At 69.9% G+C, this 12,698-nt stretch carries 12 protein-coding genes; 1 reads left to right on the top strand and 11 read right to left on the bottom strand.

What is annotated here, in order from left to right; translation table 11 throughout:
* Positions 1 to 25: 25 nt before the first annotated feature.
* The 11 genes from CBM2594_RS23220 to CBM2594_RS23270 form a co-directional block, all read right to left on the bottom strand.
* Positions 26 to 979 (bottom strand): Bug family tripartite tricarboxylate transporter substrate binding protein, encoded by a 954-nt coding sequence (locus CBM2594_RS23220; protein WP_232346721.1) that lies wholly within the window; start codon positions 977 to 979, stop codon positions 26 to 28.
* A gap of 431 nt (positions 980 to 1,410) precedes the next feature.
* Positions 1,411 to 2,439 (bottom strand): NAD(P)H-dependent flavin oxidoreductase, encoded by a 1,029-nt coding sequence (locus CBM2594_RS23225; RefSeq protein WP_116359142.1) that lies wholly within the window; start codon positions 2,437 to 2,439, stop codon positions 1,411 to 1,413.
* A gap of 4 nt (positions 2,440 to 2,443) precedes the next feature.
* Positions 2,444 to 3,421, bottom strand: coding sequence for an NAD(P)H-dependent flavin oxidoreductase (locus CBM2594_RS23230; RefSeq protein WP_116359143.1), 978 nt, complete (start codon positions 3,419 to 3,421; stop codon positions 2,444 to 2,446).
* Positions 3,422 to 3,441: 20 nt separating this feature from the next.
* Complete coding sequence (locus tag CBM2594_RS23235; RefSeq protein ID WP_116359144.1) at positions 3,442 to 4,209, bottom strand: TetR/AcrR family transcriptional regulator; 768 nt, start codon at positions 4,207 to 4,209, stop codon at positions 3,442 to 3,444.
* 36 nt (positions 4,210 to 4,245) lie between these two features.
* Positions 4,246 to 5,247 (bottom strand): ABC transporter ATP-binding protein, encoded by a 1,002-nt coding sequence (locus CBM2594_RS23240; RefSeq protein ID WP_116359145.1) that lies wholly within the window; start codon positions 5,245 to 5,247, stop codon positions 4,246 to 4,248.
* Position 5,248: 1 nt separating this feature from the next.
* Complete coding sequence (locus CBM2594_RS23245; RefSeq protein ID WP_116359146.1) at positions 5,249 to 6,253, bottom strand: ABC transporter ATP-binding protein; 1,005 nt, start codon at positions 6,251 to 6,253, stop codon at positions 5,249 to 5,251.
* On the bottom strand, positions 6,250 to 7,065 hold the full coding sequence (locus CBM2594_RS23250; protein WP_116359147.1) for an ABC transporter permease: 816 nt from the start codon (positions 7,063 to 7,065) through the stop codon (positions 6,250 to 6,252). Before CBM2594_RS23250 ends, CBM2594_RS23245 begins: the two co-directional genes overlap by 4 nt.
* A 2-nt stretch (positions 7,066 to 7,067) precedes the next feature.
* A complete protein-coding gene (locus CBM2594_RS23255) occupies positions 7,068 to 8,024 on the bottom strand; it encodes an ABC transporter permease (RefSeq protein ID WP_116359148.1) in 957 nt (318 codons plus the stop codon).
* Complete coding sequence (locus CBM2594_RS23260) at positions 8,021 to 9,598, bottom strand: ABC transporter substrate-binding protein (RefSeq protein ID WP_116359149.1); 1,578 nt, start codon at positions 9,596 to 9,598, stop codon at positions 8,021 to 8,023. The genes CBM2594_RS23255 and CBM2594_RS23260 overlap by 4 nt, the downstream gene beginning before the upstream one ends.
* Positions 9,599 to 9,720: 122 nt before the next feature.
* Entirely contained in the window at positions 9,721 to 10,869 is a 1,149-nt protein-coding gene (locus CBM2594_RS23265; protein ID WP_116359150.1) for a thiolase family protein, read from the bottom strand.
* A gap of 52 nt (positions 10,870 to 10,921) precedes the next feature.
* Positions 10,922 to 11,320: a Zn-ribbon domain-containing OB-fold protein gene (locus tag CBM2594_RS23270; RefSeq protein WP_116359151.1), complete on the bottom strand. Its 399-nt coding sequence runs from the start codon at positions 11,318 to 11,320 to the stop codon at positions 10,922 to 10,924.
* Positions 11,321 to 11,551: 231 nt separating this feature from the next.
* Here CBM2594_RS23270 and CBM2594_RS23275 point away from each other — a divergent pair, with 231 nt between their 5' ends.
* Positions 11,552 to 12,679, top strand: coding sequence for an acyl-CoA dehydrogenase family protein (locus tag CBM2594_RS23275; protein WP_116359152.1), 1,128 nt, complete (start codon positions 11,552 to 11,554; stop codon positions 12,677 to 12,679).
* Positions 12,680 to 12,698 lie beyond the last annotated feature (19 nt).

Genomic DNA, 12,698 nt, shown 5'->3' on the forward strand with positions numbered 1-12,698 from the left:
TCAATCCTTGTCTCGTCGGCGGGCCTTACTGCGGCGTGATGCCGGCCTGCCTGACCACGGCCGCCCATTTGTCGGTTTCACGCGCGGCATAGCTGGCCAGTGCCTGCGGCGTGCCGCCGACCGTCTCGGCGCCCAGCGCGGCGAACTTGTCCTTGATGGCCGGATCCGCCAGCGCGCGGTTGAAGGCGCCGTTGAGCTTGCCCACCACCCCGGCGGGCGTGCCTTGCGGCGCGACCAGGCCGCCCCAGGCCACCCCTTCGAAACCCGGCACGCCGGACTCCGCGATGGTGGGCAGCGCCGGCAGCAGCGGCGAGCGCGCCAGGCTGGTCACTGCCAGCGGCTTGAGCTTGCCGGCCTTGATCAGCGGCAGGATGGTCGGCATGTTGTCGATCAGCACATTGACCTGGCCGCCCATCACATCGGTGGCGGCCTGCGGGCTGCCCTTGTAGCCGACGTGCGTCCAGGCCAGCCCCGCCTTGTCCGCGAGCAGCTGGCCGGTCAGGTGGCCGGACGTGCCTTGCCCCGGCGAGGCATAGGTGACCTTGTCCGGGTTGGCCTTGACGTAGGCCACCAGCTCGGCAAAGGTCTTCACCGGCATCTCCGGCTTGACCGCGATCACATTCGGCACCTTGAACAGCAGCACCACCGGCACGAAGGCATCGGGCCGGTACGGCAGCTTGCGGAAGGTGCTCTTGTTGATCGACAGCGTCACGTTGTTGGCATAGCCGAGCGTGTAGCCGTCAGGCGCGGCGCGTTCCAGTTCGGAGATGCCGATCACGCCCGAAGCGCCGGGCTTGTTGTCGATCACGAACGACTGGCCCAGCGACTTGCCGACTTCGGCGCCCAGTGCGCGCATCAGCACGTCGGGACTGCCGCCGGCGGCTGACGGCACCACCAGGCGGATCGGGCGCGACGGATAGCTGTCGGCCATTGCCGGGCCAGCCAAGCCCGCGGCGCCCAGCCACAACAGGGTGGCCATGAACCGTCGCTTTTGCTGCTGCCTTTGCTCTTGCATCTCGTTATCCCGTTCAGTACCTGGGTTGGACCCGGCTACGCGTTTGCAGTATAGGGGCACGGCCCAAGGCAATGCAACATTTGTTTCTCTCCCCGGTTAGAAGGAAACAAAATAAGATGCGGGTTCCAACAAAAGTGATACCGCAATGCACGCTTATCAATGCAACAATCGTTACATCGTTACATCGTTGCAGCCTTGCAGCTCGATAAACGTGCCGCCCGCCAGCGCCGGACTTTCCGTCGCGACGCCGTCATTGAGACAAAGCAAAAAAAAGGGGCGGCATGTCTGCCGCCCCGTAATCGCCTGTCACGGCTGCCGGCCAGCGTTTGCACCCCGTCAGGGGCTGACGTCCTGCGACGCGCCGGTCATGGATGCGCCAGCGGGAATGACGCCGCTCACGCCGGCAACCCCACCCTCCGGCCAGCCAGCGCGTCGCACGCGGCGCGCGCATCGGCCACCAGCCGCGCCACGATCCGGCCGGCGGGTTCGATCGCATCGGCGAAACCGCCCGCCGGACCGAGCGAGACGATGCCCGCCTCGACCTCGCCGCGCTGATAGACGCGCTGCCGGGTGCGCGACGACAGGATCAGGTCGCCGAAGGCCGCATGATCGCTCGCCCCTTGCGCCTCCAGGCGCTGCACTGCACGCGCGCTGTCGTTGGCGAGCACGCGCCAGGTATCGCCCAGGCTGCCGAGGATGGTGGTCGAGCAATGCTCGTCCGACGCGACGATGCGGTGCTTGAGCGCATCGTGCGCGGCGATTTCGCTGGCCACCATGAAGCGGCTGCCCATCACCACGCCGTCGGCGCCCAAGGCCAGCGCGGCCGCGATCTGCCGGCCGCTGCCGATGCCGCCGCCGATCACGAGCGGCAGGTCCAGCCGCTCCAGCGCAAAGGCGCCATTGACGAAGGCCGACAACTGGTTGGCGCCAGGGTGGCCGCCCTCCTCCAGCCCCACCAGCGCCACCGCGTCGACGCCCAGCCGCTGCGCGGTCACCGCGTGGCGCACGCTCGGACATTTGTGGACGAGAATGCCGCCGCCGTCGTGGATGGGGCCGACCAGCGCTTCGGGCGAACTGCCGGCGCTTTCGAACAGGCGCACACCCTCCTCGAAGGCAATGCGGATCCAGTCCGGCACCAGCCGGTTGTAGTCCTCGCGCCGGGACATCGTCAGGTTGACGCCGAACGGCAGCCCGCCGGTCAGCGTGCGGCAGCGGCGCAGGTCGGCGCGGTAGTCGTCCAGCGATTCGAACGAACGCGCCGTGATGAAGCCCATGGCGCCGGCGTTGACGACCGCGGCGACCACGCCGGATGTGCCGAGGTGATGCATGCCGCCGAGCAGGATGGGGTGGCGGATGCCCAGCAGCGCGGTCAGGCGGGTCTGCAGTACGGAGTCCGGCGTCGGGCCGGTGGCGCGTGCGTCCATGGCGTCAGGCCGCGGCCAGCAGGCCGGTGGTGTCGTGCTGCGCAGCCTTGTACTGGGACAGCAGCTCCTCCACCAGCCCGGCCACGTCCCGCACCGCGTCGACCCCCGACACCGAATGGCCCGCGCTCCAGATATCGACCCAGCGGCGCGGCGCGCGCCCGCCGTTGTGGTGCTCGCTGTACAGCTCGGCGGCCCGCTGCGGCGTGATGGGGCCTGCCAGCGCCTTGGGATCGAGGCCGGCGGCGACCACCGACGGGCGCAGCATATTGGTGTCCAGCCCAGTGAAAGCCTGCGTCAGCATGACATCGTCGAGCGAACTGTCGACCAGCATCTGGCGGTACGCGTCGCTGGCCATGCTCTCGGGCGTGGCGATAAAGCGCGTCCCCATGCAGCCGAGGTCGCAGCCCAGCACGCGCGCCGCCCACAGCGCGGCGCCGTCGGAAATGCCGCCCGACAGCACCAGCGGGCCATCGAACATCTGGCGCACCGCGCGTACGAAAGCGAAGGTATTGAGCCAGCCGGTCTGGCCGCCGGCGCCGGCGGTCAGCAGCACCAGCCCGTCGGCGCCCGCTTGCAGCGCCTTCTCGGCATGGCGCAGCGTGGCCACGTCGGCCAGCACCATGCAGCCGACGTCGTGCAGCGGCTTGACCACCGCCGCCGGCGAACCGACGCTGGCGATCACCATCTCGACCTTGTGCCTGACCAGGATCGCCACGTCTTCGGCCAGCATCTCCGGCTTGCGGCGCATGATCAGGTTGGGGCAGGCCGGGGCGGTCGGGGCTTCGGCTTCGGCGCAGTCCGCGGCCACCCGCGTGAGCCACGCATCCAGTTCTTCGGCCGAGCGTGCGTTGACGGTAGGAAACGATCCGATCACGCCGCTGCGGCACGCGGCCGAGACCAGCTCGGGGCCGGAAACGCGCAGCATCGGCGCGGCGATCAGGGGCAGCCGCAGGCGGCCGGAGAGCGAGGCGGGCAAGGTCATGGCGATGGATTCCTGGGGATTCAGTCGGGAGGCAGCGGCGCCGGCGCGGCAGCGTCCGGGGCCTCCGGGGCCGCCGCGTCGGGGCTGGCAGGCGCCGCCGGCGCGACGATGCCCTGCCGGAAGATGCGGATCAGCATTTCGCCCAGCGCGGGAAGGTCCACGTGCTCGGGATCGATCAGCGATTGCGCGGTCACGCCGCGCAGCGTGCCCAGCAGGATCAGGCCGAACATCTCCGGGTCGACGTCGCTGGCGATCTCGCCGCGCGCAATGCCGATGCGCACCTGCGCGGCGAACGCCGCGACGCTCTCGGCATTGATGGGCCGCGCCATTTGCTGCAGCTCGGGCATCGACGAAAACGACTCGCCCCACAGGATGTGCAGCGCGCGCGACGGCACCGGGTCCGCACCGGCCATGCCGACATAGGCGCGCACCGTGGCTTCGAGGTTGGTCAGCCCCGGCCGCACGCGCACCGGGCTGTGCTCGCGCGACCACTGCGCAAAGCGGCGCCGGAAACGGTCGACGATGTACTGGTAGACCTGCAGCAGCAGCCGCGTCTTGCTCTTGAAGTAATAGTTGGGCAGCGAATGGCTGTAGCCGGCCTCGCGCCCCACGTCGACCAGCGACAGCCGGGACGCGCCATTCCTGGCGATCAGCTGGATCGCGACGTGGATCATGCGGCTGATGGCGGCCTCGCGCAGCTCGGCGTTGGTCTTGCTTTCAGCATCGGCCGCGGGGGCCGCGGAGGCCGGGTGCTGGGCGCGGGCGTCGGAATCGGACTGCAAACTCATGGCGACTCTCTGAATGTCTGGCAGCGCTGTCCATGGTCATGACAGCGGCAGCGGGTGATGACAGGCAACGGCGTGCCCGGGCGCGTCCGCGCACGCCTGCAGCGCGGGAGCTTCCTGCGCGCAGCGCGCGCTGGCGCTGGCGCAGCGCGTGCGGAAGCGGCAGCCGGATGGCACGTCCAGCGGCGACGGCGTCTCGCCGTGCGCCAGCACCGGCCGCAGCAGGCGCCGCGCAGGGTCCGGCGACGGCACCGAGGCCAGCAGCGTGGCAGTGTACGGATGGCGCGGCGCGCGGTAAAGCGAGCCCGCCGGCGCCAGTTCGCACACCTTGCCAAGATACATCACCATGACCCGGTCGCTGATGCTGCGCACCACGCCCAGGTCGTGCGAGATAAACAGCAGGGTCAGGCCATGGGCCGCCTTGGCGTCTTCGAGCAGGTTGAGCACCTGCGCCTGCACCGAGACATCGAGCGCCGAGACCGGTTCATCGCACACCAGCAGCTGCGGGCGCAGCACCAGCGCGCGGGCGATGCTGACGCGCTGGCACTGGCCGCCGGACAGCTCCCACGGCCGGCGGGCGCCGACCACGCCGGCATCGAGCCCCACGTCCGCCAGCGCCTGCGCGGCGCGGGCGCGGCGCTCGGCGGCGCTGCCCTCGCCCGCCACCACCAGCGGCATCTGCACGATGTCGAGGATGCGCTGGCCCGGGTTGAGCGATGACAGCGGGTCCTGGAACACCATCTGCATGCGCCGGCGCAGGCTGCGCAAGGCGGCGCCGCGGGCCTGGGCCAGCGGCACGCCGTCGAAATCGACCGAGCCGGACTGCGGCGCCGGCAATGCCATCAGCGCGCGCGCCAGGGTCGATTTGCCCGAGCCGGACTCGCCCACCACGCCGAGCGTTTCGCCGCGGCGCAGGTCGAAGGAGACGTCCGAGAGCGCCTGCACGCGCCGGCCGCCCTTGGCATGGTAGGTCTGCACCAGGTTGCGGGCGCGCACCAGCGTGACGGTGTCTTGCACCGGGGTAGGAAGTCGGGCGGTCACGTCAGGTCTCCTGCACAGGGTGCCAACAGGCGTAGAAATGGCCGCCGCCGGCGGGCCGGGTATCCGGGGCGGCGCTGTCGCATTGCCCGCCCCGTGCCGCGCAGCGCGGGGCGAAGCGGCAGCCGGCGGGCGGCGCGGTCAGGTCGGGGGGCTGGCCCGGGATGGCGGGCAGGCGGGCATGCGGTTCGGCATCCGCGCGCGGCACCGACTGCAGCAGCGCGTGCGTATAGCGCATGCGCGGGCGCTGCAGCACGTCGGCGACGCTGCCTTGCTCCACCATGCGGCCGGCGTACATCACGGCGACGTCGTCGCACATTTCGGCGACCACGCCAAAGTTGTGGGTGATCAGCAGCATCGCCATGGCGTGGCGCTGCTGCAGGCGGCGCAGCAGGTCCAGGATCTGCGCCTGCACGGTGACGTCGAGCGCGGTGGTGGGCTCGTCGGCGATCAGCAGGCGCGGCGCGCAGGCCAGCGCGATGGCGATCACCACGCGCTGGCGCATGCCGCCCGACAGCCGGTGGGCGTACTCGCGGGCACGCTGGCGCGGATCGGCGATGCCGACGTCGTCCAGCAGCTCCACCGCCCGCTCGCGCGCGGCGCGCGCCGGCAGGTCGGTATGCTGGCGCAGCACCTGCTCGAGCTGTCGGCCGATGGTCAGCACCGGGTTCAGCGAGGTCAGCGGGTCCTGGAAGATCATGGCGATCTCCTTGCCGCGCACGGCGCGCATGTCGCGCTCGCCAAGCTGGCGCAGGTCGCGCCCGTTGAAATCGATGCGCCCGCCCGGGGTGCGGGCAACGCCCGCCGGCAGCAGGCCGATCAGGCTGCGCGCCAGCACCGACTTGCCCGAGCCCGATTCGCCCACCACGCCGAGCGTCTTGCCGGCTTCGAGCGTGAACGACACGCCGTCGACGGCGCGCAGCACGCCTTGCGGCAGCACGAATTCGGTCTGCAGGTCGGCGACTTCCAGCAGCGGCCTGCTTGCGGATGCGGAATTGGTTGTGATCATGCGGCCCTCGCCCTGCCGTCGAGACGGCGCTGCAGTTCTTCGCCCACCTGGTTGAGCGCGAATATGGTCAGGAACAGCATGCCGGCGGGAAAGAACACCGCATGCGGCCCCTCCACCACGCGCGACTGCTCGCTCGCCATCATCGAGCCCAGCGACGGCGCCGGCGGCGGCACCCCGAGCCCGAGAAAGCTCAGCGCGGCCTCGGCAAGGGCGCCGATGGCAAGCAGCAGCAGGCTGTAGGCCAGCAGCGCCGGCACCAGGTTGGGCAGCAGTTCGCGCACGATCAGCCGGGCATGGCCCATGCCGGCCGCCCGCGCGGCGGTGACGAACTGCTGCTCACCCAGCCGCAGCGTGTTGGCGCGGGCGATACGGATCACCGCCGGCACGAACACGATGCCGAGCGCCACCACCACCTTTACCAGCGGCGGCCCGGGATAGGCCACCATGGCGATCACCAGCACCAGCGGCGGAAACGCCAGCATCACGTTCGACAGCATCAGGATGGCGCGCTCGACCCAGCCGCGGAAGTATCCCGCGCACACGCCCAGCGTGCCGCCGATCAGCAGCGCCAGCGCCACCGAGCCCAGGCTGACCACGGCGGTGATGCGAAAGCCGTACAGCGTGCGGGCCAGCACGTCGCGGCCGAGCGAATCGGCGCCGAACCAGCGGCTGGCGCCGGGCGGCGCCAGCATGTCGGCCAGGTGCAGGCGCATGGGGTCGCGCAGCGGCAGCCAGTCGGCCAGCAGCGTGGCGCCGGCCACCAGCACCAGCCAGGCCACCGAGAACAGGTAGAGCTTCGAGGATCGGCGCATGGTCAGCCTTCGGCATCGCGGAGCAGACGGGGGTCGACCAGCGCGTAGGCCAGGTCCGTCAGCAGGTTGACGAGAATGAACAGGATGGCGACGAAGAGCACGATGCCCTGCGTCATCAGGTACTCCTGCTGGTAGATCGACTCGACCAGCAACTGCCCCACGCCGGGCAGCGCGAACAGCGTCTCGATGACGATGGCGCCGCCCATCAGCCGGCCCATGTTGACGCCGACCACGGTGATCAGGTTGAGCGAAGACGGCCGCAGCGCGTTCTCGAACAGGATGCGCCACGTCGGCAGGCCCATGCCGCGCGCCAGCGCGATGTAGTTCTGCTGCAGCGTGCCGACCATCTCGCTGCGCAGCAGGCGCAGGTAGACCGGCACTTCGATCAGCGCCAGCGACAGCACCGGCATCACCATGCTCTCCAGGTTGCCGGAGAGACTTTCCGACAGGCTGACGTAGCCGGTGGCCGGCAGCCACTGCAGCCTGAGCGCCAGCACGTAGACCAGCCCCAGCGCCAGCACGAAGGCGGGCGTGGACAGCAGCGCCAGGCAGCCGGCCAGCACGCCGTGGTCCAGCTTGCTGCCGCGCCGGTAGGCGCTGAGGATGCCGAGCGGCACCGCCAGCCCGAGCGCGACGACCTGCGTCAGCAGCACCAGTTCGACCGTCACCGGCAGGCGCGACAGGATCACGTCCAGCGTGGCCTCGCCGGAATGGATGGCGTGACCGAGGTCGCCCTGCAGCACGTTCCACAGCCAGCTCAGGTAGCGCAGCGGCAGCGGCTGGTCCAGCCCGAGATCGTGGCGCAGCGCGGCAACGCGCTCGGGCGTGGCGGCGTCGCCCAGGATGATCAGGGCGATATCGCCGGGCAGCAGCGCCACCAGCAGGAAGCTCACCATGGAGACCGCAACCAGGGTGGCGGCCACGGTCAGCAAGCCGGTCAGCAAGCGTTTGAGTTTCATCGCGCATGGCCTCCTGTTTCGCGCCAGATGCCGCCGAAGCGGACCAGGCCATCCGGCACCACGGTAATGCCGCGCACGGTCTTGCGCGCGGCGATGGTGTCGCCCACGTTGTAGAGAAAGGCGTAGGGCATGACCTCGGTCACCAGCACGCGGGCGAAGTCGCTGTAGATCGCGGCGCGGCGCGCGGGGTCGCTGGTGCGCATGCCGTCCTCCAGCAGGCGGTCGGCGCGGGCGTTGCGGTAGCCGCCGTAGTTGCTGCTCGGCTTGACCGGCGCGAAGCGCGAGTGGAAGAAGATAAACGCGTTGGAATGCGGGTCGGCCCGGCCGGTGAAGCGGTAAATGCTGGCCTCGAACTGGTGCGAGCTCATGTTCTGCACCAGCCGGTTCTGGTCGAACGGCACCAGCTCGACCTTGATGCCGGCCTCTTCCCACATCTGCTGCAGCGCCTGCGCCAGGTTGCGGGTGTCGGGGCTGTTGTTGTATTGCAGCGTGAACGACACGGGCTTGCCGTAGTCGGCCAGCAGTGCCCTGGCGCGGGCCAGGTCGTAGGCCGGATAGACATCGGTGGGCTGGGTGATGCCGGCCACGCCTTTGCCGAACGGGCTGTAGGCCAGGGTCGGCACGCCGAAGCCCAGCGTGCGCGCCAGCAGCGGGCGGTCGATGGCGTGGGCCACGGCCTTGCGCACGCGCAGGTCATCCAGCGGCGGCTGGTTGAAATTGAAGTAGACGCCCTCGGTGCCGAAGCCGTCCGGGTAGTACAGCGCCACGCGCTTGTCGGTGCGGATGGTGTAGACGAAGCGCGCGGTGGGCTGCAGGATCATGTCGGTCTGGCCTGACAGGAACGCCGATTCCCGGGTCTCGGGGTTCTGCATGCCGCGGAACACCACGCGGTCGAGGTAAGGCTCGCCGGGGCGCCAGTAGTCCGGATTGCGGGCCACCACGAAGCGGCTGTTGCGCACCCATTCGACGAAGCGGAACGGGCCGGTGCCGACCGGGCGCGTGCCGATGCCGGCCGGGTCGGCCTTGAAGGCCGTGGGCGAGACCATGATGCCCGCGGCATCGGCAAGCACCGTCGGCAGCGCGGCATTGGGCTCGTTCAGCACGAATTCCACGGTGGACGCATCGAGCGCGCGCACCTCGCGGATTTCGCGCATGCTGCTCAGGCAGCGGCAGCGGTTGGCCGGGTTGCGCGTGCGCTGCAGGTTGGCCACCACCGCCTCGGCGTCGAACGGGGTGCCGTCGTGGAAACGGATGCCCTGGCGCAGGCGGATGCGGTAGCGCAGCCCGTCTTCGGACACGGTGTAGCTTTGCGCCAGCCACGGCACCGCCCGGCCACGGGTGTCGATGTCGAACAGCGATTCATAGACCGGCGTCGACAATTGCCGCTCGGTGAAGGTGCCGGTACGGATCGGGTCGACCACGGCCGGGTCCTGCGCCAGCCCGACCGTCAGCGTGCCGCCGCGGCGCGGGGCGGGGTCTTCGGCGGCCGAAGCTGCCGCCGCGCCGGCAAGCGCCGCCATCAGCGCGATACCGGCGCGCGCCAGCGGATGGCGCGTGCGTCTTGTCCAACCCATGTTGTCTCCTTTGGTGATGCCCGGCCGGTCTGGCGCCTGCCGGTGCTCCTGCTGCCGCGTCTGTGCGCGGATTCCTTCCCCGATGCCAGGCCGGCGCGCCGCTGGCCGCGCGCCGTCGCGGCTCAATCGCGCTGCAGCGTATGCACGTAGCACACCGCGCCCACGCCCACCATGTGCGCCAGGCCCACGCGCGCGCCGGCGTGCTGGCGCTCACCGGCGTCGCCGCGCAACTGCAGCGCGATTTCGCCGATCTGGCCGATACCGGTCGGGCCGATCGGGTGGCCCATGGCGATCAGCCCGCCCGACGGATTCACGGCGCAGCGCCCGCCGATGTCCCACGCGCCCTCCTTGAGCAGCGGCACGGCGCGACCGGCGCCGCACAGGCCCATGGCCTCGACATACTCGACTTCTTCCACGGTGAACGCGTCGTGCAGTTCGAGCACGTCGATCTGCTCCGGACGCAGGCCGGCCTGCTGCAGCGCAAGGCGCGTGGTTTCCTCGGTCAGGTTGGCGTCGAAGCGGGTGGCGTCTTCATACAGCCGCTGGCTGCGCGCAGCGGAGGCCGTCACGCGCACCGGCTTGCCGCCGCCCACGCCGAGGCGGCGGATGGCGTCTTCGGACGCGACGATCACCGCCGCCGCGCCCTCGCCCACCGGGCAGCACTGCAGCGTGGTCAGGCTGCCGGACACCGGGCGGCCACCGAGCACCTCGTCCAGCGTGCGGGCCTGCTGCCGGTGGGCGTGAGGGTTGCGCGCGCCGTTGCCGTGGTTCTTCACGGCCACGCGGGCAAAGTCTTCCTGGTCCACGCCGTGGCGCTGGGCGTACTGGTCGGCCAGCAGGGCGAAGTGCGTGAACGGGACGATGGCGTCCTCGGCCAGTTGCGCAATGCCCATCGCGGCCTCGGCCCGCGTTACCGGCGCGGGCTTGTCGACCCCCACCGCGAGCGCCACGTCGCACATGCCGCTGGCCACCTCCATGCACGCCTGGCGAAACGCCGCCGAGCCCGACGCCGAGGCGTTTTCCACGTGCATCACCGGAATCCCGGTGGCGCCGAGGTGGCGCAGCATCGGCCGGCCAGGCGCCATCGGCAGCAGCGCCTTGGCGAAGTAGGCGGATTCCACCGCCGGCCATTCGATGCCGGCGTCAGCCAGTGCGCCGCGCACGGCGGCCAGGCCAAGCGTGGCGTAAGTGTCTTCGCTGAGCGGCTGGTAACGGTGCCAGCCGGCGCCGATCACGTAGACCGGGCGCATGTCCTTGAGGGTGCGTTGCATGGGCCTTTGGGTATTCGGGAATTGGGAACTCGGGAATTCGGATCGGCGGAACTCAGGGCGTCGGCGTGAAGCGCAGGTCGAGTGCGGGACCGTCGGGGCCATTGACCTCGGCCAGCGTGGCGTAGAGCGGCTGGCCTGCGCGTAGCGGCGCCTCGGGATTGCCATCGAGCAAGGTGCGCAGCACCGGACCGTCGTCGAGCTTGACGGTAACGACCGTGAACGGCGGCTCGCGGTCCTTGCGCGCATGCAGCATGACCCGCGCCGAGGCGACCAGCCGGCCTCGCCCCGCCAGCGGCACCGGGGTCAGCGCCTCGCCGGTCGCGCCACAGGCTTCGCAGCCGTAGGCCTGCATGGGAAAGAACACATGGCCGCAGCAGCAACGGCCACCGCGCAGCACCGGCCGGCCGTCGGCGGGCAGGGCATAGAGCTGGGGTTTCAGGAAGTCGGGCATGGGACGGTATCCGGAACGTTGGGTGCGTTCCGTTTAGTCTCTTAACTTATTAGATTCACTGCAAGTATCCAATCGAGGAAACACATCGATTCGCGGGTATTTCCCTACTTCGGCCGATTTTCGTCGTGGCCGCTAGGGTTTATCCCGAGGTTTACATAATTTCCTAGTCCACTATCTAATAAATTAGCGCGCTGGGATATCAGCACGCCGTCCAACAAGGAGCGAACCACGATGTATGCATTCAGCGAGGAGACGCGCGCCATCCGGGAGCTGGTCCGGCGGCTGGTCGACGATTTCCAGATGCCACTAGAGGCGCGTGTTCTCCGGGGAGACAAACTCAGCCGCGCCGATTACGCGCCGGGACGCCGCGCGGCCAAGGAGGCTGGCCTGTGGCGGCTGGGGGTGCCGCAAGACCTGGGTGGCGCCGGGTTACCGCTGGTCACGCTGCTGGCCATCACCGAAGAGAATTTCCGCTGCCTGACGCCGCTGCGCTTCGGCGGCCGGGCCCTGGCCAACCTGTACGGCCTGCAGGGCGAACAGCGCGAACGCTACCTGGAGCCCTTCCTCAACGACACCAAGGCCCTGGCCTTTGCCCAGACCGAGCCGGGCGGCGGCGCCGACCCGGCCGGCGCCATCCAGACCTTTGCCCGCCGCGAGGGTGACGGCTGGGCACTCAACGGCACCAAGGTGTTCATCAGCAATGTGGCCGACGCCGATCTGGTCTTCGTGGTGGCGCGCACCGACAAGGCAAAGCGCGCCGGCGGCATCTCCATGTTCGCGGTGGAGGCCGACAACCCCGGCATGATCCGGCGCGAGATCCCGATGCTCGGCGGCTTCGTCACGCATGAGCTGATCTTCGACGACTGCCGGGTGCCGGCGCATGCGCTGGTCAGCAGCGAGGGCGGCGGCTTCCGCCAGGCGCAGCAGGCGCTGTCGGCGGCGCGCTTCGACGTGGCCGCGCGCGCGCTCGGCATCGCGCAGCGCTGCCTCGACATGATGATTGCCTATAGCAAGGAGCGGAAAGTCTTCGGCGAACCGCTTGCGACGCTGCAGGCGACGCAGTCGGCCATCGTCGACTCCTGGGTGGAAATCCAGCAGAACCGCCTGCTGGTCTACCGCAGCGCCGAGCGCCACGACGCCGGCGAAGACACGCGCATCGAAGCCGGCATGGTCAAGATGACCTGCACCGAGATGGTCGACCGCGTGATCGATCGCGCCATCCAGCTCTACGGCGCCGCCGGCTGCGCGCTCGATAACCCGCTGGCGCACTGGTACAACCACCAGCGCCTCGCGCGCATCTACGAAGGTCCGACCGAGCTGCACAAGTACCGCGTGCTGGCCCGCCACCTGCTGTCGTGACCATCCGGGATCCAAGGAG

It is taken from the genome of Cupriavidus taiwanensis, assembly GCF_900249755.1.
Lineage (GTDB): Bacteria > Pseudomonadota > Gammaproteobacteria > Burkholderiales > Burkholderiaceae > Cupriavidus > Cupriavidus taiwanensis_D.